The 21,536-nt window shown below is 67.5% G+C and carries 21 protein-coding genes and 1 pseudogene; 10 read left to right on the top strand and 12 right to left on the bottom strand.

The annotated features are described in order from the left end of the window. From G6N54_RS31010 to G6N54_RS06885, 4 genes and pseudogenes are all read right to left on the bottom strand, one after another. The gene (locus G6N54_RS31010; RefSeq protein WP_456299237.1) at window positions 1-1,590 is read right to left on the bottom strand and encodes a PPE family protein, SVP subgroup; all 1,590 of its coding nucleotides are present in this window, start codon (window positions 1,588-1,590) and stop codon (window positions 1-3) included. A gap of 171 nt (window positions 1,591-1,761) precedes the next feature. Next, window positions 1,762-2,289, bottom strand: a pseudogene (locus G6N54_RS31820) (PPE family protein); the annotation flags it as partial. Window positions 2,290-2,505: 216 nt separating this feature from the next. Then, complete coding sequence (locus G6N54_RS06890; RefSeq protein ID WP_163789210.1) at window positions 2,506-3,723, bottom strand: PE-PPE domain-containing protein; 1,218 nt, start codon at window positions 3,721-3,723, stop codon at window positions 2,506-2,508. Then, window positions 3,720-4,778, bottom strand: coding sequence for a PPE family protein (locus G6N54_RS06885; protein WP_163789208.1), 1,059 nt, complete (start codon window positions 4,776-4,778; stop codon window positions 3,720-3,722). Before G6N54_RS06885 ends, G6N54_RS06890 begins: the two co-directional genes overlap by 4 nt. A 366-nt stretch (window positions 4,779-5,144) precedes the next feature. On the opposite strand from G6N54_RS06885, the gene pdxS reads away from it, so the two are divergent. Genes pdxS through pdxT form a run of 3 tightly spaced genes read left to right on the top strand, consistent with a single transcriptional unit; the run spans window position 5,145 to window position 7,462 of the window. After that, on the top strand, window positions 5,145-6,023 hold the full coding sequence (gene pdxS, locus G6N54_RS06880; RefSeq protein WP_372513165.1) for a pyridoxal 5'-phosphate synthase lyase subunit PdxS: 879 nt from the start codon (window positions 5,145-5,147) through the stop codon (window positions 6,021-6,023). A 9-nt stretch (window positions 6,024-6,032) separates the two neighbouring features. After that, the gene (gene tesB / locus G6N54_RS06875; protein ID WP_163789204.1) at window positions 6,033-6,869 is read left to right on the top strand and encodes an acyl-CoA thioesterase II; all 837 of its coding nucleotides are present in this window, start codon (window positions 6,033-6,035) and stop codon (window positions 6,867-6,869) included. After that, window positions 6,866-7,462 (top strand): pyridoxal 5'-phosphate synthase glutaminase subunit PdxT, encoded by a 597-nt coding sequence (pdxT, locus tag G6N54_RS06870; protein ID WP_163789202.1) that lies wholly within the window; start codon window positions 6,866-6,868, stop codon window positions 7,460-7,462. Before tesB ends, pdxT begins: the two co-directional genes overlap by 4 nt. Here pdxT and G6N54_RS06865 read toward each other — a convergent pair. Next, window positions 7,459-7,608, bottom strand: coding sequence for a hypothetical protein (locus G6N54_RS06865; protein WP_163787989.1), 150 nt, complete (start codon window positions 7,606-7,608; stop codon window positions 7,459-7,461). The genes pdxT and G6N54_RS06865 overlap by 4 nt on opposite strands. Window positions 7,609-7,734: 126 nt before the next feature. Between G6N54_RS06865 and G6N54_RS06860 the strand changes: the two genes are divergently transcribed. Then, window positions 7,735-8,490, top strand: a complete 756-nt coding sequence (locus tag G6N54_RS06860) for a YebC/PmpR family DNA-binding transcriptional regulator (RefSeq protein WP_163789200.1) — start codon at window positions 7,735-7,737, stop codon at window positions 8,488-8,490. Window positions 8,491-8,494: 4 nt separating this feature from the next. Here G6N54_RS06860 and G6N54_RS06855 read toward each other — a convergent pair whose 3' ends face one another. Genes G6N54_RS06855 through G6N54_RS06835 form a run of 5 tightly spaced genes read right to left on the bottom strand, consistent with a single transcriptional unit; the run spans window position 8,495 to window position 12,106 of the window. Further along, complete coding sequence (locus G6N54_RS06855; protein WP_163789198.1) at window positions 8,495-10,078, bottom strand: polyamine aminopropyltransferase; 1,584 nt, start codon at window positions 10,076-10,078, stop codon at window positions 8,495-8,497. Continuing rightward, window positions 10,075-10,530 (bottom strand): DUF350 domain-containing protein, encoded by a 456-nt coding sequence (locus tag G6N54_RS06850; RefSeq protein WP_163789197.1) that lies wholly within the window; start codon window positions 10,528-10,530, stop codon window positions 10,075-10,077. Before G6N54_RS06850 ends, G6N54_RS06855 begins: the two co-directional genes overlap by 4 nt. Window positions 10,531-10,544: 14 nt before the next feature. Then, window positions 10,545-10,976, bottom strand: coding sequence for a DUF4247 domain-containing protein (locus G6N54_RS06845; protein ID WP_163789195.1), 432 nt, complete (start codon window positions 10,974-10,976; stop codon window positions 10,545-10,547). After that, the gene (locus G6N54_RS06840; RefSeq protein WP_163789193.1) at window positions 10,973-11,485 is read right to left on the bottom strand and encodes a DUF2617 family protein; all 513 of its coding nucleotides are present in this window, start codon (window positions 11,483-11,485) and stop codon (window positions 10,973-10,975) included. The genes G6N54_RS06845 and G6N54_RS06840 overlap by 4 nt, the downstream gene beginning before the upstream one ends. Before the next feature lie 9 nt (window positions 11,486-11,494). Then, complete coding sequence (locus G6N54_RS06835; protein ID WP_163789191.1) at window positions 11,495-12,106, bottom strand: DUF4178 domain-containing protein; 612 nt, start codon at window positions 12,104-12,106, stop codon at window positions 11,495-11,497. 160 nt (window positions 12,107-12,266) lie between these two features. Between G6N54_RS06835 and ruvC the strand changes: the two genes are divergently transcribed. From ruvC to G6N54_RS06810, 5 genes are all read left to right on the top strand, one after another. Then, on the top strand, window positions 12,267-12,848 hold the full coding sequence (ruvC, locus tag G6N54_RS06830) for a crossover junction endodeoxyribonuclease RuvC (protein WP_163789189.1): 582 nt from the start codon (window positions 12,267-12,269) through the stop codon (window positions 12,846-12,848). After that, window positions 12,845-13,459, top strand: coding sequence for a Holliday junction branch migration protein RuvA (gene ruvA, locus G6N54_RS06825; RefSeq protein WP_163789188.1), 615 nt, complete (start codon window positions 12,845-12,847; stop codon window positions 13,457-13,459). Before ruvC ends, ruvA begins: the two co-directional genes overlap by 4 nt. Beyond that, complete coding sequence (ruvB, locus tag G6N54_RS06820) at window positions 13,456-14,511, top strand: Holliday junction branch migration DNA helicase RuvB (RefSeq protein WP_163789186.1); 1,056 nt, start codon at window positions 13,456-13,458, stop codon at window positions 14,509-14,511. Before ruvA ends, ruvB begins: the two co-directional genes overlap by 4 nt. Window positions 14,512-14,573: 62 nt before the next feature. Continuing rightward, window positions 14,574-14,960, top strand: coding sequence for a DUF1304 domain-containing protein (locus tag G6N54_RS06815; RefSeq protein WP_163789184.1), 387 nt, complete (start codon window positions 14,574-14,576; stop codon window positions 14,958-14,960). 117 nt (window positions 14,961-15,077) lie between these two features. After that, window positions 15,078-15,785 carry a hypothetical protein gene (locus G6N54_RS06810; RefSeq protein ID WP_163789181.1) on the top strand — a complete coding sequence of 236 codons (708 nt, stop codon included), beginning with the start codon at window positions 15,078-15,080 and terminating at the stop codon, window positions 15,783-15,785. 53 nt (window positions 15,786-15,838) lie between these two features. On the opposite strand, the gene car is transcribed toward G6N54_RS06810, so the two are convergent. Together car and gabT are read right to left on the bottom strand one after the other, a co-directional pair. After that, window positions 15,839-19,342 carry a carboxylic acid reductase gene (gene car / locus G6N54_RS06805; RefSeq protein ID WP_163789179.1) on the bottom strand — a complete coding sequence of 1,168 codons (3,504 nt, stop codon included), beginning with the start codon at window positions 19,340-19,342 and terminating at the stop codon, window positions 15,839-15,841. A 229-nt stretch (window positions 19,343-19,571) separates the two neighbouring features. Further along, entirely contained in the window at window positions 19,572-20,912 is a 1,341-nt protein-coding gene (gabT, locus tag G6N54_RS06800) for a 4-aminobutyrate--2-oxoglutarate transaminase (protein ID WP_163789177.1), read from the bottom strand. 212 nt (window positions 20,913-21,124) lie between these two features. Between gabT and yajC the strand changes: the two genes are divergently transcribed. Then, complete coding sequence (gene yajC, locus G6N54_RS06795) at window positions 21,125-21,484, top strand: preprotein translocase subunit YajC (RefSeq protein WP_163789175.1); 360 nt, start codon at window positions 21,125-21,127, stop codon at window positions 21,482-21,484. The last annotated feature ends 52 nt before the right edge of the window (window positions 21,485-21,536 follow it).

Below are 21,536 nucleotides of genomic sequence, written 5' to 3'. Positions count from 1 at the left end.
CTAGAACCCGTTGGCGACAGCGACGGAGGCCAGCGGCGGCAGTCCCGTAGCCAGCGGGACCGAGATACCCGGGCTCGCGCCGGCAATGGCGAGCGAGCTGATGGACTGTAGCGGCCCGGGCAGCCCAGTGGCGTAGCCGAACTCGACCAACGGCTGCAGGAACGGTTGCAGCAAGTCGGCCAGGGGGTTGCCCAAGATGGGGATCATCCGCAGCGGATCCAACAGCGGCAAGTTCATGGTGGGAACGATGAAGTAGGTGGTGTTGCCAATCTGCTGTTGGATCGCGGTGGCAAGTTGCGCAGCGGTCAGCAACGGAGTCTGGGTGTGCAGCGGAAAGCCGAAAAGGGCGTTGAGGTCGGCCGAGATATTGAAAATGCCTGCGGGAAACTGGGCGACGGGGTCGTACTGGATGCCGTAAATGGCGGTCGTGTAGATGGTGTCTAACGGCGTCGGCACGTGAAATCCGGTGAAGAATCCCGGGATAAAGCGGGTCAGGATACCGCCGGTCACCGGATTGTTCGGATCGGCGAGCATCATGAAGTTCAGCAGGTTGGGGCTCGGCCGCAGGACGGCGGGCAGGGAGTCGAGATAGCGCATCTCCATGGTGGCGATCGTGGCGCTCTGCGAGTAGCCGACCACAAGGAGTTGGTCGCCCGCGGCGCTATGGGTCATGATCGCGTTGTTCAGTATCGCGATGCCCTCTTGGACCGACTGCCCGAAGGTTTGGCTGTTGATGCCGGTGAGCGGCCACAACTGCTCGGGCGTGTATCGACCCTTCGCGGAATAGCCAGGGTAATTCGGGAGGACGAACGTTTGGTAGACCTCCTGCAAATAGGCGTCACTGGGTGTCGGGTTGCCGGTACCGCCCATGATCAGCGCAATCTGGTTGCCCGAGGTCGACTGCAGGGCGGCCGTATTGGATACCTCGGCTTCTGCGTAGGCGTTCTGCGCGGTGATCAGGGTTTGCACGAACTGGTTGTGGAACAGTTCCGCCTGCGCGCTGAGCGCCTGGTATTGCGCGGCCTGCGCGTCCAGAAATGCGGCGGTGCGCGCCGATACCGAATCGGTGGCCGGTGGTAGCACTCCGGTCGTCGGGGCTGCCGCGGCCGCGTTCGTGGCTTCCAGGGCCGACCCGATCCCTTGCAACTCGTCGGCAGCTGTCCCTATCGCGTCGGGGTCGGCGATCACGTAGTTCATTCGGCGCGCCGCCTGCCTACTCGGCTGCCGCGCGAGGTGCCACGGCTTTGGGGGCCGCGGCCACCGCCGGAGTGACCGTGGCCCCAATCGCCCCGGCACGTTGATCGAGGGCAGCGACGGCGTTGCACCCACGCCCGCCGACACCGGGCTTACCGCGGCACTGGCCACCCCGGTCGCCGCGGGAATCCGGGGTACCGCCGGCGTGGCATTGGCCCAGGTCGAGGGCACCGACAACGGCCCGACCGTGGCGGCCCGGCCGATGCCTGCCGAGACCGTGCCGGCGAGCTGCACCGCGCTCGTACCGCCCATCCCCGGACCGACCGTCGACGTCAGCACCGGACTCACCGACGGGACACCGGCGGCACTGCTCAGCAACGGATTCGCGCCGGACATGAGCTGGCCCATCGCCATTTGCATCGGTTCCATCGCGAACTGCGCGGGCATCGAGAGCATCTGCAGCTGCGTCATCGGGTTCGTCAGCTGCTGGGTCAGCGAATTGAGCAGCGAGTTGATCAGCTGGTCGAGGGGCGAGGGGTAAGTGGGGGTGGGGGGCAGGCCAAACAGCGTCAGGGGCGGGTCGCTGAACGGTGTCCATCCGGCTTCGGCCGCGGTGGTGGCGGCGTCGTAGCCCGTCATGGCCGCGACGTCCTGGGCCCACATCTCGGCGTATTCGGCCTCGGTCGCCGCGATCGCCGCGGTGTTCTGACCCAGGATGTTCGTCGCGATCAGCATCATCAGCAGGGCACGGTTGGCCGCGACGACCTCGGGGGGCACCGTGGCGGTGAACGCGGCCTCGAACGCGCCCGCCGATAAGCGGGCTTGGTTGGCCACCAGCTCTGCCTTTGCCGACGTCCCGGTTAACCACCGCACGCAGGGAGTTGCCGCGGTTGCCATCATCATCGACGCCGGGCCCTGCCAGACCCCGCCGGTCAGCGTCGACACCGTCGACGCGAAGGCACTTGCCGCCGAGGCCAACTGCGCGGCCAGCGCGTCCCAGGCCGCCGCGGCCGCCCAGATGGTCCCCGAGCGCGGGCCGGCGTACATGCGGGCGGAATTGATCTCCGGCGGCAATAGCACGAAATCCGGCAACATCCGGGACCTCTTCTCGGCCCACCGTTACGGCCGGTGTGACGAGGGATCCCACCCTTTGATTCGCACCAGCAGCCACGGCCTGCGCAAATAGCCGTCACAATATTTAGCACAATGTGACGCTCGTCGCATCTACCGGCTGAACAGGTGTTGAAAATCCGTCGCGGTGGCCGACCACGACATCGGGCCGGCTGCCCCGGCTGCAGTCCATCCGCCGAGCTAGAACCCGCTCGCCATACCGGTGGGGATCAGTGGCGGCATTCCGGTGGAGCCCGGTGCCGGCAACCCGGCCACCAACGGATTCGTGATTCCCGCCGCGGTGCCGGGACCGATGGCTCCCGTGACGCTGAGTGGACTTGGGAGCAACCCGAGATGGCCCAGGTCGACGACCGGCTTGAGGAACGGTTGGAGCAAGTCTGCTACCGGATTTCCCAGGATGGGGACGTACATCCGTAGCGGATCGAGCAGTGGTAATTGCAGGTTGGGCATGAAGTTCATCGTCACGTTGCCAATCTGAGTTTGGATGGCGGTGACAGTGTCTGCGGCGGTGACGTAGGTAGCCATGTGGTGCGCTTTGAGCAAGCTGAACAGCGAGTTCACGCCAGTCGGAAGCCACAACGGATTCCTCGGGAAGTCGGCGATCGCGTCGTATTGCAGCGTGAATATCGACGTCGCATAAGACGTCGTCAGCGGCGTGGCGAAGCGAAACTCTCCGAATCCCGGGATCAGGTGCGTCAGAACGCCGCCCGCCGGGTTGTTCGGATTGGCCGCCAAGACGAAGTCCAGCAGGTTCGTACTGGGCCGTAGGGCGGCCGGAAGGCCCTCCAGATATCGCATTTGCATGCTGGCGATGGTTGCGCTCTGCGAATAGCCCATCACGACAACCTTGTTGCCGGCGGCGGTCTGGTCCAGTATTGCGTTGTTCAAGGTTGCGAAACCCTCGGCGACCGATCTGCCGAAGGTTCGGCTGTTGAGGCCGGTGATCGGCCAGAGCTCTTCCGGAGTATGCAGACTCACCAGTCGGTAGCCCGGGTACTTCTGCAGGAACGCCAGCTGGACCGAGGTCATGTACTCGACGCTCGGTTTCGGATTTCCGGTGCCGCCCATGATCAGCGCGACGTTGTCCTGCGCCGACGCCGCCCGCATGGTCGCTTTGTTGGCGACTTCGGTTTCGGCATACGCGTTCTTCGCGACGCGCAGGGTATTGACGAACTGGTCGTGAAATAGTTTCGCCTTCGTGCTGAGCGCCTGATACTGCTCAGCCTGTGCGACCAGCTGTGCCGCCGTTCGCACCGATACTGAATCCGTCGCCGGCGGTTGCACTCCCGTCATCGGGGCCGCCGCTGCGGCGTTCGTCTCATGCAGCGCCGAACCGAGCGCGCGCAACTCGCCGGCCGCCGTCCCTATCGCTTCGGGGTCGGTGATCACGAACGTCATCGGGAGCGCCTGACGGCGAGGCCAGCACCGGGCGCGATGTCGGAGCCTTTGCGGGCCGCGGCGGCCGCCGCGGCGCCTGCCAATCGGGCGGGCATGTTGATCGAGGGTGGTGTTGTGGCCGCGCTCGCCGAAATCGGGCTCACGGTGGCGGTGGACCCCTCGGCCATCGCCGGAATTGCGGGCGCCGCCGACGTGGCATTGACCCAGCTCGCCGGCACGGACAACGGACCAATCGAGGCCGCCCGTCCGGTACTCGCGCTGACCACGCGACTCGTCTCGGGACTCACGGCGGACGCCAGCAGCGGATGGGCCGCCGAAACGCCGCCGGCAGTGCTCGGCAACGAGTTGGAGCCGGACATGGCCTGGCCAATCAGGTTATTCATCGGTTCCATCGCGAACTGGGCCGGCGTCGAGAGCATCTGCAGCTGCGTCATCGGATCCGTCAGGTGACCCGTCAGCGTCTGCATCATCGATTCCAACAACTGTTCACCCAAGGGGACGAACCTAGCGGTGGGCAGGCTGGTCAGCGTCAGCGGCGGTGCGCTGAACGGAGTCTGCCCGGCCCCGGCCGCCGTGGTGCTGGCGTCGTAGCCCACCATGGCCGCCACATCCTGGGCCCACATTTCGGCGTATTCGGCCTCGGTCGCCGCGATCGCCGCGGTGTTCTGACCCAAGATGTTGGTCGCGATCAGCGTCATCAGCAGCGTGCGGTTGGCCACGACGACCTCGGGTGGCACCGTCGCGGCAAACGCCGCCTCGAACGCACCGGCCGATAATCGGGTCTGGATGGCCACCCGCTCCGCGTTTGCCGACGTCGCGGTCAACCACTGCACGTACGGAGCGGCCGCGGTCGCCATCGCCTTCGACGCCGGGCCCCGCCAGGGCCCGCCGGTCAGCGACGACACCGTCGAATCGAAAGCGCTTGCCGTATAACCCAACTCGGCTGCCACGGTGTCCCAGACTTCGGCCGCTGCCCACATCGCCCCCGACCGCGGCCCCCCATACATGCGTGCGGAATTTATTTCCGGCGGCAACAGTCCGTAGTCCAGCAACATAGACCCCCTTCTTGGTCGTCGTTCTCGGCCAAACGCCAAACGCCGAAGGCCGAAGGCCGAACGCCAAACGCTAAGCGACGCGGCCGAAGTGACGAGGGCCAACGCCCCCCGATGGATATCCGGCAAAGGAGCGCAATGGCGTGCTGCGGATATCCGGCGGTATTTCTAACACGATTTCGCGGCTATTTGCCGCGTGTGTGACACAGGTCAACCGGTCCATAGCAAACTCACATGAACATCAAACGGCCATAGAAACCTCACACAAACGGCGGAAAAACCGATTTTGTGCCAACCACTAGAGTGGAAGCTCGAATGGGACAAGGAGAGAAGGGGCTAGTGGAAAGCGGCGCACAGTCCAGCCAGGCAGTGACGGGAACGGCGCGCGTCAAGCGCGGCATGGCCGAGATGCTCAAGGGTGGCGTCATCATGGACGTCGTCACCCCGGAGCAGGCCCGCATCGCGGAGGGCGCCGGCGCCGTCGCGGTCATGGCGCTGGAGCGAGTACCCGCCGATATCCGCGCGCAGGGTGGGGTGTCGCGGATGAGCGACCCCGACATGATCGAGGGCATCATCTCCGCGGTCACCATCCCGGTGATGGCCAAGGCTCGTATCGGACATTTCGTCGAGGCGCAGATCCTGCAGAGCCTCGGCGTGGATTACGTCGACGAGTCCGAGGTGCTCACGCCCGCCGACTACACCCACCACATCGACAAGTGGAAGTTCACCGTGCCGTTCGTGTGCGGGGCAACCAATCTCGGTGAGGCGCTGCGGCGCATCAGCGAGGGTGCGGCGATGATCCGCTCCAAGGGCGAAGCCGGCACCGGCGACGTATCCAACGCGGCCACCCACATGCGGGCCATCGGCGGTGAGATCCGTCGTCTGACATCGTTGGCGCAAGACGAATTATTCGTTGCCGCAAAGGAATTGCAAGCACCCTACGATCTCGTCGTCGAGGTGGCCCGGGCCGGCAAGCTGCCGGTCACCTTGTTCACCGCGGGCGGCATCGCGACCCCGGCCGACGCGGCGATGATGATGCAACTGGGCGCGGAGGGCGTCTTCGTCGGCTCGGGCATCTTCAAGTCCGGCGACCCCGCCCAGCGCGCCGCCGCGATCGTCAAGGCCACCACGTTCTACGACGATCCGGACGTGCTGGCCAAGGTCTCGCGCGGCCTCGGCGAGGCGATGGTCGGCATCAACGTCGAGCAGGTCCCGGAGCCGCACCGCCTGGCCCAACGCGGCTGGTAAGAACGATCTGTGGCTATCGAAGAGATCCTTGATCTCGAGCAACTCGAGGTCAACATCTACCGTGGCAGCGTCTTTAGCCCGGAATCCGGATTCCTGCAGCGCACCTTCGGAGGCCACGTCGCCGGCCAGTCGCTGGTCTCGGCGGTGCGCACCGTCGACCCGCGCTACCAGGTGCACTCGCTGCACGGCTACTTCCTACGGCCCGGGGACCCCAGGGAGCCCACGGTTTTCCTCGTCGAGCGCACCCGCGACGGCGGTTCGTTTGCCACTCGGCGGGTCAACGCCATCCAGCACGGCGAGATCATCTTCAACATGGGGGCGTCCTTCCAGACCGATCAGGAAGGCATTCACCACCAGGACCCGATGCCGGCCGCGCCGCCGCCCGACGGCCTACCCGGGCTGGATTCGATCAAGGTCTTCGACGATGCCGGATTCAAGCAGTTCGAGGAGTGGGACGTTTGCATCGTGCCGCGCGAGCGCTTGGAGTTGTTGCCCGGCAAGGCATCTCAGCAACAGGTGTGGTTCCGGCACCGTGACCCGCTGCCGAACGACCCGGTGCTGCACATCTGCGCCCTGGCCTACATGAGCGACCTCACGCTGCTGGGTTCGGCGCAGGTCACCCACCTCGACGTGCGCGAGCATCTGCAGGTTGCCTCGCTGGACCACGCGATGTGGTTCATGCGTGCATTCCGGGCCGACGAGTGGCTGCTCTACGACCAGTCCTCGCCGTCGGCCAGCGGCGGTCGCTCGCTGTGCCAGGGCAAGATCTTCACGCAGTCCGGCGAGATGGTCGCTGCGGTCATGCAGGAGGGGCTGACCCGCTTCAAACGCGGATACCAGTCGTGAGCCGCCCGAAGATCGGCGTCTTGGCGCTGCAAGGCGACACCCGGGAGCATCTGGCCGCGCTGCGCGACGCAGGAGCCGAGTCGATGCCGGTGCGCCGCCGCGGCGAGATCGAGGCAATCGACGGGCTGGTCATCCCGGGCGGCGAATCCACCACGATGAGCCACCTGCTGCTCGACCTCGGCCTGCTCGAGCCGCTGCGGGCGCGGCTGGCCGACGGGCTGCCGGCGTATGGCGCGTGCGCCGGAATGATCATGCTATCGAGCGAGATTCTCGATGCCGGCGCCAATGGACGCCAGGCGCTACCGCTGCGTGGGATCGATATCACGGTGCGACGCAACGCTTTTGGACGTCAAGTCGATTCGTTCGAAGGTGACGTCGAGTTCGCGGGATTGGACGGCCCGGTGCGGGCGGTGTTCATCCGGGCGCCGTGGGTCGAGCGCGTCGGTGATGGCGTGCAGGTGTTGGCCAGGGCGGCGGGACACGTCGTCGCCGTCCGGCAGGGGCCGAAGCTGGCGACGGCGTTTCACCCGGAGATGACGGGGGACCGGCGCATCCATCAACTGTTCGTCGACATCGTCACGGGCCGCAGCTAGCGCGTGGTCTCGTCCGGCACATTGCGCTGGGACTGGTGCAAGCCCGGCGCGTCCGGGTCCTCGTGCTGGTGCTCGAGTTGTTCCTGATGCTGGCGCTGTTCCTCGGTCGACTTCGTCGCGTCCTCGGGTTCTTTCGGCTGATTCACGTGTACCGGGTTCTCCAAATGTCAGGGTCCGAAACCGGCCCGTGGCAGTGGCCGGGCAACCCGCCCCGAGCGTCCACGTAGACTCGTCTGGTCAAGAAGCAAGAGGAAAAGCGAGGTAGGACGACGATGAGCGGCCATTCCAAGTGGGCGACCACGAAGCACCAGAAGGCCGTCAAGGACGCGCGCCGCGGCAAAGAGTTCGCCCGGCTGATCAAGAACATCGAGGTCGCCGCCCGGACCGGCGGCGGGGACCCGGCCGGCAACCCGACGCTCTACGACGCCATTCAGAAGGCGAAGAAGACCTCGGTGCCCAACGACAACATCGAGCGCGCCCGCAAGCGCGGCGCCGGCGAGGAAGCCGGTGGCGCCGACTACCAGACGATCATGTACGAGGGCTACGGGCCCAACGGCGTCGCGGTGCTGATCGAATGCCTGACCGACAACCGCAACCGCGCGGCCGGCGAGGTGCGGGTGGCGGTGACCCGCAACGGCGGCAACATGGCGGATCCCGGATCGGTGTCCTACCTGTTCACCCGCAAGGGCGTGGTCACGCTGGAGAAGAACGGGCTAAGTGAGGACGACGTGTTGACCGCCGTGCTGGACGCCGGCGCCGAGGACGTCAACGATCTGGGCGAGACTTTCGAGGTGATCTCCGAGCCGACCGATCTGGTCGCGGTGCGCACCGCGCTGCAGGACGCCGGCATCGACTACGACTCGGCCGAGGCCAGCTTCCAGCCGTCGGTCAGCGTGCCCGTCGACGTCGACGGCGCGCGCAAGGTGTTCAAGTTCGTCGACGCGCTCGAAGAGAGCGACGACGTGCAGAACGTCTGGACCAACGTCGACCTGTCGGACGAGGTGCTGGCCGCTCTCGACGAGGACTAGCGAACTAGTCGTAGCCGTGCCGCATGTCCTCGACGATGCGCGGGTTGTCCAGCGTCGACGGCTCCAGCGGCCGCGGCGCGATGTCGTCGGAGAACACCGTCGCGGCCGCCAGCACCTGCGGATTAAGGTAGCGCAGCGGTGGCGCGTCGGTGGGCATCGTGGGGATCGGCGCGATGTCGCCGGGCCGGGCGAGGGCGAAACCCCAGTCGCCGAACGTCGGCACATGCACGTGGTATGGCGTGACCGCATATCCGGCCGAACGCATCGATGACACCTTGCGCCAGAACGCCGTCGGCGTGGAAAACGGGCCGGCCTGGACGACGACCAGCCCGTTCGGTGAAAGTGCATGCGCGACGAGGGCATAGAACTCGGTTGAATACAGCCGGCCCAGCACCGGGGTGTCCGGGTCGGGCAGGTCGACGATGACGGCGTCGAATCCGCCGGGCGGTCGCAGCTGCGGAGCCGAGGCCCGAAGCCAGCGCATCGCGTCGTCGATCACGACGGACACCCGCGGGTCGTCCAGCGCCCCGGCGTTGGCGTCGCGCAACGTGGTGCGGGCGATCTCGATCACCGCGGGATCGAGCTCCACCTGCACGATCTTGTCGATACCTTTCTGGCGCAACAGCTCTCGTGCCGCCAGCCCGTCGCCGCCGCCCAGCACCAGCACCGAGCGGGCGCCCCTGCCGAGCGCCGGATAGACGAGACTTTCGGTGTAGCGGTATTCGTCGCGGGTGGAGAACTGCAAGCCGCCGTCCAGATAAAGCCGGGTGTCGTTGCCGCGGCGGGTGACCACGATCTCCTGGTAGGCGGTGTGCCGGTAGGCGATGATCGGGTCGGCGTAAAGCCTTTGGCGGCTTGTTATTTCGATGTCGTGCGCGTGCACCAGGAGCACGATCAGCAGCCCGAGGGCCGCGGTGAGGGCGCACAGCGCCGTGGCCAGCTGCGCGGTGGAGATCACCCGCCGCAGCAGGAACATCGCCACAATGGCCGCCGCGACCAGGTTGATGACGCCGGTCGCCGCGGCGCCGCGGATCATCCCGAGATGCGGCAGCAGCGCGAACGGCCAGACCAGCCCGCCGACCAGCGCCCCCAGGTAGTCGGCGGCATTGAGATTGGCCAGCGTGCGGCCGGAATCCGTTGCTGCGTTTCTGGCGGGGCCACCCGGCCGCTGCTGCAGCAGCGTCATCAGCAGCGGCACCTCGGCGCCGACCAGACCGCCGATCAGCGCGGTGCCCAGCGCCAGCACCCACGTCGACCCGATCGCGCCGTCCAGGAACGCGAACACGGCATACAACGCCGCGGCCGACAGCCCGCCGACGATGCCCAGCAGCGCCTCGACCGCGACGAAGACGATGCCCGCATGCCGCAGCAGCGGCTTGACCAGCAGTGCACCCACGCCCAGCGCCGCGATATAGCCGGCGACGATCAGCGAGGTGGCGACGATGCCGCCGCCATTGAGGTTGGCCGACAGCGTCAGCAGCGCCAACTCGTAGATGATGCCGCACGCCGCGCAGGCCGCGACAGCGGCGAGCAGCAGGGCTCGCCAGCGCGTCGTCGCCGACCGTGCGGCCTCCTGCGTAGTGGTCATGACACCGCGGCGGCGGTCACTCCTCCGACCGCCAACAGCATCAGCGCCACCGCGAACGAGCCGGGGTGCAGCTCGGGGTCGTCGACGTGCGCGTGGAAGCTGCCCGGGATCACCAGATGCAGTGTCAGCAGTGCGATTCCCAACAGGATCACACCCATGAACCCGTACACCGCCACGCCGACGAGTCCCTGCGCCAGCTGGCTGTAGCTGTTCACGATGGCGCTGACGATCACGGTGGTCAGCGCGACGTACATGGCGCTGGCGACCACGACGGCGTTGGGCCGGCGGTCGACGAAGACCAGCTGGCGCAGCTTGCCCGGGGTCAGCACGTCGACCATGTAGAACCCGACGAGCAGGACGGCCATGCCGACGACGAAGTACAGCAGCGTCGCGACGACGCCTTTCAGGACGGGATCGAGATCCACGTTTCCGATATCGAAGGCGAGGTACACGGTTGTCTCCTTTGCTATTTGGTGCCGCCCGGGCCGCCGGGGCTGCCGCCGGAACCACTCGACGGGGATCCGGGACTGAACCCGGGGCCGAGGAAGACGTAGGACCCGTGGCTGTAACCGGCGCTGAGGCTTTCGACGCGAATGCTGCACGGGTGGCTGCCATCCGGGCCGACGGTCACGATGTTGTCGCTGTAGCGCAGGTACTCGGTGTTGTCGTTGTCGGCCCGAGCCTCGGGTTCCTGATAGTCGGCGAGCGCGTCGGCCACCTGATCGGGCGATCCGCTGCACAGGTATCGCGTGGCGTTGACGTCGCGAGCGTACTCGCGATAGTTGCTCGCGATATATCCGCCAATGTCCTTCTGCAGCAATACGATTCCGATGACCAAGGACACCACCGACGCCGCGGCGAGTCCGCCGCCGAGCCAGAACAGTTGTTTGCGGCTCACGGCCGCCACCGGCTCGCCGTGTGAACCACCACCCCGCCAGACCCCAGCGGACGCTGCGGGTACAGGTGCCACGTCTGCCAGCGCCAGCCGGGGCCGTCGGGTTCGGCGGCCAGCACGGTCAGTGCCGCATCATCACCGGGGAAGGTGCCGCCGAGCCAAGCGGTATCGGCTCGGCACCGCTCGCGCAGCTCACGCGCCAGTTGGCGAAACGTGGCCTCGTCGCGCGTGGTGGTGGCCGATTCCAGCGAATATCCGCAGGCTTCGGCACGCTCGGGCAGCTTGCCGGCCTCGCTGTCGGCGGTGCAGGACACCTGCTCGGAGAACGTGTGGGCAACGTGATCGACCGTGACGAGGTGGGAGGCGCCGAGCACCCCGAGCCGCAGCGCGCTGCCGTCGGGATGCCGCAGGGAATGACTGGCCAGCAGCGGTGGCGCAGGAGCGTTGAGTGCGAGCCGCAGCCTGCTCCCGGACACGTCGGCGGGAGCTACGGCGAGCTGATAGAGCGGCACCTCGCGGTCCTACGGGGAGCCCGGCGCGGGCGCCGGGTAGACGGTGAGCTCGCCCGGCGACGCCGGCTTGCCCGTCGAGATCTCCCAGGGCGTGCCGGGTGCCCAGCGCTCGAAGGAGAGCAGCACGGTCTGGTCGGCGTTGGCGCAGTCGACGAACTCCATCTCGCCGCCGGCCGGCAGGCCCGTCGTGCCCTCGGTCGTATACGAAGCGCGGCCGCGTTCCGACTCGTGAAACGCCATCCCGTCGACCAGGTACCGGTCCCCGGGCTGCAGCGTGATGTCCTTGCGGGTGACCCACATGACGAGCTCGAGGCGACCGTCGTCCTCCTCGACCGCGAACCACGTCGGCAGCTGGCCGCCCTCCAACAGGTGCTCCCACCACACGAACGGCCCCTCGCGGAACGTCACCGACCCGCGGACCACGTAGTCGATGCCGCCGTAACTGACGATGGCGCCGTGTCCCAGCTGCCGGGGCCCGAACTGCGGCATCGCGTCGAAGGACAGGGGGTCGCGGCGCCCGCGCGGCGCGGCCGCCGACTTAGGTCGCCGTGCCGCGATGACGAGCACGACGATGGACGCGATGAACAGCACCGCAGCCAGCACCACCAGCACTGTTCCCACGCAAACCCTCCCGTCGCCGCGGCGGTGGAGCGAACGTCGGCTTAAGTTAACAGCTTTTCCCGGGTCCGCGTGTCCTGTCCGGTGCCGTCGGACCCGACCGCTACGCTATCGAACAGCTGTTCGGGCCACCGTATTTGCAAGAAGTGGAGTTGGAGCTGCTATGCGCGTGATGGGCGTCGACCCCGGACTCACCCGATGCGGGCTGTCCGTGGTCGAAAGCGGGCGCGGCCGAAATATCGTCGCGCTGGACGTCGACGTGGTGCGTACCCCGTCGGATGCCGTGCTGTCCGCACGACTGCTGGCCATCAGCGACGCCGTCGAGTACTGGATGGACACGCATCGTCCCGACGTCGTCGCGATCGAGCGGGTGTTTGCCCAGCACAATGCGTCGACCGTGATGGGCACCGCGCAAGCCGGTGGCGTGGTCACGCTCGCGGCGGCCAAACGCGATATCGGCGTCTACTTCCATACCCCCAGCGAGGTCAAGGCCGCGGTCACCGGCAACGGCGCCGCCGACAAGGCTCAGGTCACCGCGATGGTCACCAGAATCCTTGAGTTGCAAGCCAAACCGACGCCGGCCGACGCCGCCGACGCGTTGGCGCTGGCGATCTGCCATTGCTGGCGAGCGCCGATGCTGGCCCGGATGGCGGCGGCCGAGGCGATGGCCGCCGAGGCGCGCCAGGCCTACCGGGCCAAGTTGGCGGCGAAGGCCAAGGCCACGAGGGCGGGAGCGGGCCGATGATCGCCTCGGTGCGCGGTGAGGTGCTAGAGGTGGCGCTCGACCATGTAGTGATCGAAGCCGCCGGAGTCGGCTACCGGGTGAACGCCACGCCGTCGACGCTGGCGACGTTGCGCACCGGCAGCGAAGCCCGCCTGATCACCGCGATGATCGTTCGCGAGGATTCGCAGACGCTGTACGGCTTTATCGACGGCGAGACACGCGACCTGTTCCTGACGCTGCTGTCGGTGTCGGGCGTCGGGCCGCGGCTGGCGATGGCGACCCTGGCCGTGCACGACGCCGCGGCGCTGCGTCAGGCCCTGGCCGACGGCGACGTCACGGCGCTGACCCGGGTGCCCGGGATCGGCAAGCGCGGCGCCGAGCGGATGGTTCTCGAGTTGCGCGACAAGATCTATGCGGCCGGCACGCCCGTGGCGGCGCCGGCGGGGGCGGGCATCAATGGCCACGCGGTGCGGGGCCCGGTGGTCGAGGCGCTGGTCGGCCTGGGCTTCGCGGCCAAGCAGGCCGAGGATGCCACCAACAACGTGCTGGCGGCCAGCCGCGAAAAGGGCGAGCAGGCAACGACTTCCGACGCGTTGCGGGCCGCGCTGTCGCTGCTCGGTAAGTCCAAATGAGCGACGACTCCGAGGACTACGCGGATCGCGACCTGTCGCCGGCGCTGACCGTCGGGGAGGGCGATATCGACGTCAGCCTGCGGCCCCGCTCGCTGCGGGAGTTCATCGGCCAGTCCCGGGTCCGCGAACAGCTGCAGCTGGTCCTCGAGGGCGCCAAAAATCGAGGCGGCACACCGGATCACATCCTGCTGTCCGGCCCTCCGGGATTGGGCAAGACGTCGCTGGCGATGATCATCGCCGCCGAACTCGGGTCCTCGCTGCGGGTGACCTCGGGGCCGGCGCTGGAGCGCGCCGGCGACCTGGCCGCGATGCTGTCAAATCTGGTCGAGCACGACGTGTTGTTCATCGACGAGATCCACCGCATCGCCCGGCCGGCCGAGGAGATGCTCTACCTCGCGATGGAGGACTTCCGGGTCGACGTCGTGGTGGGCAAAGGCCCTGGGGCAACGTCGATTCCGCTGGAGGTGGCGCCGTTCACGCTGGTCGGCGCGACCACCCGGTCCGGCGCGCTGACCGGGCCACTGCGCGACCGCTTCGGTTTCACCGCGCACATGGATTTCTACGAGCCGGCCGATCTCGAACGGGTGCTGGTACGTTCGGCCGGGATCCTCGGCATCGAGCTGGAACCTCCGGCCAGCGTGGAAATTTCGCGACGGTCGCGCGGCACGCCGCGGATCGCCAACCGGCTGTTGCGCCGGGTCCGGGACTTCGCCGAGGTGCGGGCCGACGGGGTGATCACCCGCGATGTCGCCAAGTCCGCGCTGGAGGTCTACGACGTCGACGAGCTGGGGCTCGACCGGCTGGACCGGGCGGTGCTGTCGGCGCTGACCCGAAGCTTCGGTGGCGGGCCGGTCGGGGTTTCGACGCTCGCGGTGGCGGTCGGGGAGGAGTCGACCACCGTCGAGGAGGTGTGCGAGCCGTTCCTGGTGCGCGCCGGCATGATCGCGCGGACGCCGCGGGGCCGGGTGGCCACCGCGCTGGCCTGGACTCATCTGGGTATGACACCGCCGGCCGGGGCCACCAGCTGGGCCCAACCGGGGCTGTTCGAGTAGCAGCGATCGCGAGCGTTGCGCGCTGGGCGAAGCGGGTCGCGACCATCGGAAGAGGAGGCGCCATGATCACCGCCGGATTGGCATTCGCCGCGCTTGCGGCGCTGCTGCACGTCTACATCTTCACGATGGAGTCGCTGACCTGGACCTCACCGCGTACCCGCGCCACCTTCGGTACCACGGAGCAGGAGGCCGAGACCACCAAGCTGCTCGCCTTCAATCAGGGCTTTTACAACCTTTTCCTGGGGATCGTCACCGGGATCGGGATCGCCGAGTTCGCGATGAGACATCAGGCGGTGGGCGCCGCGCTGGTCTTTGCCGGCGTCGGATCGATGGCCGCGGCCGCGGTCGTGCTGGTGGTGTCGGCGCCGGACAAGGCCCGGGCCGCGGTGGCACAGGGGATATTTCCGTTGATCGCCATCGTGCTGCTGGTCATCGGCCTCGTTACATAACACGAGAATCACGGTTCACTCTGGTCACGGCATCGGGGAGCCGCCAGAGGTTACAACCGTGCAGCGCAGGGTACCCACGCGATGCTGAAGTAGTCCGGCGTCAATAGGGGGATGTAAATGAACTACGCACAAGATGGCCATCCGGGCAGGCTGTGGATGCCACGCTCGCGCGGTGCGGTTTGCGGGTTGGTCCTGATCGTTCTGGGTGCTTGGGGTGCGTTGATACCGTTCATCGGCCCGTACTTCGATTTCGCGTACACGCCCGACAAAGAGTGGGCATGGAACACGGCTCGCGGCTGGCTCGAGGTGTTGCCGGGTGGCGTCACCGCGCTCGGCGGCCTACTGCTGATCTTTTCCGGAAATCGGATCACCGCGATTGTGGGCGGGTGGCTGGCGGTGGTCGCCGGCGCCTGGTTCGTAATCGGTGGTCAGGTCGCCCCGATGCTGGGGATCGGGTCTGCCGGAGACCCGGTCGCAGTGACCGACCGCAAGCGCGCGGCGCTCGAGATTTCATACTTCTCCGGTCTCGGCGCGTTGATCGTCTTCGTCGGCGGCATCGCGCTGGCGCGGCTGGCGGTGCGACTGGCCAGCGATATCGAGGCCCTCGCGCGGGTGCGGTCGGCAGCGGTGCCGGCGGCCAGCGAGCCCGTTTACATGTCAGGGCTCGAAGAGCCGCATCGCGAGGTGCAGCCGGACGCCCTGACCACCCCGCGGGTGGAATCGTCCGACGGGCCGAAGACCGGCGGTTGGCGCAAGCACCGCGCGGACGCCGCGCCCGCACCGGGCGCGTCGTCGTACATGCGCTGGCCGCACCCCCAGAGTTAGGCAATCAAACAGAAAGGTCGCCGGCCCTCGACGGGCCGGCGACCTTTCTGTTCTTACAGCAGACCCAGCAGGTGTAGGTCGCTGATGTACTTGTTGATGATCGGCGCCGAGATGTGCGGGATGTCCTTGCCCGGGCCGACTTTCGCGTCCTGAACCGCCGCGCGGAACCGATCGGTCGGGGCGATCGATCCGCGGATCGGGTGCTCCGGCTTCTGGTAGTTGTGCAGCAGCGGCAACAGTGAGGCATTGCGCTGCTTCTCCGGTAGCCCCCGCAGCGCGGTCTCGAACCGCGGCAGCCAGTCGCCGTACTCGGCGATCCGCTGAATCGAGTTGCCGTCCGCGATCAGCCAATCGACGAACTCGTCCATTCCGATGCCGTCGTCGTAGGGGTTCATCACGTGGTAGGTCTGGAAGCTTTCCACGTTCTGCGCCCCCAGCGTGGAGACGGCTTCGGCGATGAACTCCACCGGCAGCCCGTCGTAGTGCGCCCGCTGCCGGTTGCCGTCGGCGTCGAGCTCGTAGAACGACGCCGGCGCGATGCCGGTGGCCACCAGGCTCAGCATCATGCGGGTGAACATGTCCGGCACGTTGAGCTGACCGGCATAGCTGGTGTCGGCCAGGATCATGTCGCAGCGGAACACCGCCACCGGCAGGCCACACAGGTCGTTGGCCTCCCGCAGCAGCACCTCGCCGGCCCACTTGCTGTTGCCGTAGCCGTTGGCGTAGCTGTCGTTGATCTGGCGGGTGGCACTGATCTCGCGGATGTCGGCGTCCTCGACGAACGCACCCGGCTTGATCTGGTCGCCCACACCGATCGTGGACACGTAGGCGTACGGCTTCTTCTTACCGGTCAGCGCGATGCGGATCAGCTCGGCGGTGCCCAATGCGTTGGGGCCGAACAGCTCGCTGTAGGGCAGCACGTGGTTGACCAGCGCGGCCGGGTCGACGATCAGGTCGACGGTGTCGGCCAGCCGCTGCCAGGTTGCCGCGTCCAGGCCGAGGTTGGCCTCGCCCTTGTCGCCGGCGATGACCTCGAGGTGATCGGCGGCCAGCCGCTGGTAGTGCGCCTGCAGCTTGGGGTCACCGCTATCGAAGGTCTTGTCCAGCCGGGCGCGGGCGTCGTCGTCGGACTTGGCGCGGACCAGCGCGATCACCTTGCCGTCGACCAGGTCCATGCGCTCCAGCCATTCCAGGGCCAGGTAGCGGCCGAGGAAGCCGGTGGCGCCGGTCAGCAGCACAGTGCGCACGTCCGAGGTGGGCGCCGGCAGGTTCGGTGCGCCCGCCAGGGTCTCGGCGTCGAGGAACTTGTCCAGCGTCAGGTCGCTGGCGTGCACCTCGACGGCTTGCCCGGGTTCGAAGCGACCGTGCACCCCCCCGTGAACAGAAGCGAAGCTGGGCCGCTTGGTGCCCTGGCGTTCGGCCTCGATGTAGGCGGCGATCGCGGCCAGGTCGTTGGCCGGGCTGACGATCACGCCCACCGGCACGTCGATCTCGAAGATCTCGTGCACCAGGTTGCCGAATGTCAACGCCGACAACGAGTCTCCGCCCAGATCGGTGAAGTGGGCGTCGGGCGTCAGCTCGGTGCTGGCCGCACCCAGCAGGGCGGCCGCGGCCCGGCTCACCGTCTGCAGCACCGGCGCGTCGGCGCCGCTGCCGCGCAGCTCGCTCAGCTCGTTGGCCTGACCTGCGGCCAGGTCGGCGTACAGCTGTTCGAGCCGTTCGCCGTAGTGCTGCTTCAACTTTGGCCACGCCAGCTTGCGGATGCCGGTCAGCAGACCGTTCTCCAGCGTGAAAGGTGTTGTCTCGACTAGGAAGTCGCGCGGCACCTCGTAGGACTGCAGGCCGGCCTCCTTGGCGACCGACTGCAGCGAGTCGGCTATGCGCGGCTTGAGCTCGTCGGCGCCATAGCGTTGCAGTGCCTCTTCGCTGGGCACGACGACCGCCAGCAGGTAGGGGTGCGCGCTGTTGCCGTAGACGTAGATCTGGCGCACCAGCGGGCTGTTGCCGAACACCGCCTCCAGCTTGGCCACGGTGACGAACTCGCCCTGCGCCAGCTTGAGCACGTTGTTGCGTCGGTCGACGTACACCAACTTGTCGGGCGCGATCTCCGCCACGACGTCGCCGGTGCGGTAGCAGCCGTCCGGGTCGAACACCCCGGCGGTGGTCTCCGGGCGCTTGTAATAGCCGGGGAACATGTTCTCCGTCTTGAGCAACAGCTCGCCGCGCGGGTACGGCCGGTCGGTCGCGAAGTAGCCCAGGTCCGGCACGTCGACCAGCTTGTAGTCGATTACCGGCGGACGCTGCACCTCGCCGTCGAACAGCACCATCCCGGCCTCGGTCGAGCCGTAGCCGTCCAGCAGGTGCATGTCGAGCAGCTCTTCCACCCACGCCTTCAGGTCCGGGGAGGTGGGTGCCGAGCCCGTCGCCGCGAAGATGAACCGCCCGCCCAGCAGATCCTGCGCGATCTCGTGCATCACCTCGGCGTGGGTGCCGCCGCGGTCGACGCGGCGCTGGTATTCGCTGTACAACGTCTCCCAGATGCGCGGCACGAAGTTCATCTCGGTGGGCCGCACCAGCTCGAGGTCTTCCAGCAGGGTGGACAGGTCACTGCGGGCGGCGAAGTAGGCCGTGCCGCCGTTGCCGAGCGTGCCGTAGAGGATGCCGCGTCCCATCACGTGGCTCATCGGCATGAAGTTCAGGGTGATCGACGCGACGGTCTCGCGGAACCAGTTGCGGCCGGACCGGCACCACATCTTGCCGACGTTGCGCCCGGGATACATCGCGCCCTTGGGCGCGCCGGTGCTGCCGGAGGTGTAGATCAACAGGGCCAGTGCGTCGTTGTCGACGTCCGCGGCCGGTGTGGCAGGCAGCGCAGCGCCGCGCCGCAGCACATCGGCTAGCGGCTCGACGGGGACCGCGGCGTCGGTCAACCGCGCGCGGGCGCTGTCCACGGCTTCTCGCTCGTCGTCGACCTCGGGGTGGTAGTCGAACACCACGAGCTTGCTGGGCCGGTGGTCGGCGCCGAGGATCAGCTCGACGGCGTCGGCCAGCTGGTTCACGCTCGCCGCGAAGGCGGCGGGTTCGGTCTCGGTCACGATCGGCGTGAGCTGCGCGACGGCCGCGCTGGTCTGCAGCGGGACGGACACCGCGCCGGCCATTGCTAGTGCGACGTCGATCGTCGTGAAGTCGACGCTGTTGAAGCCCAGCGCCGCCACCCGGTCGCCCGGCCGCAGCCCGTCGTCGGTCAGGGCGCGGGCCACCGCGTCGACGCGTTCGCGCAGCTCGGTGTAGGTGATGGTGTCGAAGCGGGGGAGCAGACCCAGCACGGTGCGCCCGCTCTTGGGGTCCTCGACGAATTCGACGGCGCGCTGGCCCAGGGCCGGGCGGTCACCGTAGCCATCGAGCACGGTCTGGACGATCTGCGAAAGTCCCAGTCCAGGGTGATCGAGGGCCTCGACGACCGCCGGGTCCGGCTTGGCGGCGGCAAACTGTGGGTCGGTGGCGGTCAGATTCTCAATGCGGCGTTCGAGCCGCTCTTCGCGAGTGGTAGTCGACATAACAGTTCCTTGCATTGCTGAGAAGTTCAGGCTGTTGGCGCGACGTTGCGCTGACAGTTAGAACGTTAGCGAAGCTAAAGGTATTCCTCAATGGATTTTGCCTGGGGCTTCGCTGTGAGATCGCCCACCAGGGTACGGACCGACGATGCGATGCCCGGCCGGTCGAAGCAAGGCGCTGGCGGGCCGGGTGTGCGTGCCGGCGGACCAGTCGGCCACGGTAGGCCGCGAGTTACAGGTCGGCCAGCAGCAGGCGCAGGACCTCGAGGCCCTCGATCAGGAGCTCGTCGCTGATGGTCAGCGGGGGCAACAGTCGGATCACATTGCCGAACATGCCGCAGGTCAGCACGATGACTCCGGCGGCGCCGGCCGCGGTGGCCAGCTTGTTCGTCAGCGTGGCGTCGGGTTCGCTGGTGCCGGACTTGACCAGCTCGACGGCGATCATGGCGCCGCGGCCGCGCACGTCGCCGATCCGGTCGTCGCCGGCCTGCATCCGCAGCAGCACGTCGGTGGTCAGCCGCTCGATCTGCTGGGCCCGCGCGATCAGGTCGTCCTTCTCGATGGTCTCGATGCTGGCCAGGGCCGCCGCGCAGGCGACGGGGTTGCCGCCAAAGGTGCCGCCCAGGCCGCTGACGTGCGGGGCGTCCATGATCTCGGCGCGACCCGTCACCCCAGAGAGCGGTAGGCCGCCGGCGATGCCCTTGGCGGTGCAGATCAGGTCAGGTTCTATGCCTTCGTGCTCGCAGGCGAACATCGCCCCGGTGCGCGCGAAGCCGCTTTGCACCTCGTCGGCGATGAACACCACATTGTTTTTGCGGCACCAGTCCACCAGCGCGGGCAGGAAGCCCTCGGCCGGGACGATGAATCCGCCCTCGCCCTGGATCGGTTCGATGATGACGGCGGCCAGGTTGGCGGCGCCGATCTGCTTGTCGAACACGCTGATCGCCCGCGCGGCGGCCAGTTCGCCGTCGGTGGCCAGATCCTTATCGAGCAGGCCGTCGCGGTAGGGGTAGGACATCGGTGCCCGGTAGATCTCCGGTGCGAACGGGCCGAAGCCGCTCTTGTACGGCATCGACTTGGCCGTCAGCGCCATCGTCATGTTGGTGCGGCCGTGATAGGCGTGGTCGAAGGCGACGACGGCGGGTTTGCGGGTGTAGGAGCGCGCGATCTTGATGGCGTTCTCGACGGCCTCGGCGCCGGAGTTGAACAGCACCGAACGCTTCTCGCCCGAACCCGGGGTGATCCGGTTCAGCTCTTCGGCCACCGCGATGTAGGACTCGTACGGCGTGACCATGAAGCAGGTGTGGGTGAACTCGGCGACCTGCTCGCGCACCGCGTCGATCACCCGAGGCGAGGAGTTGCCGATCGTGGTGACGGCGATGCCGGAGCCCAGGTCGATCAGCCGGTTTCCGTCGACGTCCTCGACGATGCCGCCGCCGGCCCGCGCGACGAACACGGGCAGGGAGACGCCGACGCCGTGGGACACCGCCGAGGTGCGGCGCTTGTTGAGCTCCAGCGACCGGGGACCGGGGATTTCGGTAACCAGCTGGCGGGTCTGTTCGAGGCTGGCCACGACATCCTCCTCCCGGCGACACGCGCGTCGCGTCGCGCTGAAAGCCTAACTGTTCCAGGCGTCTTGACGCCTGCCGAGGATTCGGCTGCGGCGCCCGTCCCGGACGGTCCACGCAGGTGCCGATCGGTTGCGACCCGCGGCCTGCCAGACTGGACGGGCACACTGGATCCTCGAAAGCCCAGCAATACCGATACGAAAGACAGGCACGTTCGATGGAGAGTTTGGTTTTGTTCCTGCCGTTCCTGCTCATCATGGGCGGGTTCATGTACCTGGCGTCGCGTCGCCAGAAGAAGGCGATGCAGGCCACCATCGACCTGCACGAGTCGCTGCAGCCGGGGGACCGCGTGCACACGACGTCCGGTATGGAGGCCACCGTCGTCGCCCTCACCGACGACACCGTCGACCTCGAGATCGCCGACGGCGTGGTGACCACCTGGATGAAGCTGGCCATCCGCGACAAGATCCTGCCGGAGGACGACTTCGACGAGGACGACGACTTGGAGGAATCCGACTTGGAGGAATCCGACGCCCAAGGTCCCGCGGACGAGAGTCGCGTGACCAAAGATCAGTAACCACCCGGGTCCGATGGGCGGTTTCCGCGCGGCGGACACGTAGGCTCTGTCG

This window comes from Mycobacterium stomatepiae, assembly GCF_010731715.1.
Lineage (GTDB): Bacteria > Actinomycetota > Actinomycetes > Mycobacteriales > Mycobacteriaceae > Mycobacterium > Mycobacterium stomatepiae.
The sequence above is the reverse complement of the archived record's forward strand: the minus strand, read 5'-3'. Positions and strand labels throughout refer to the sequence as shown.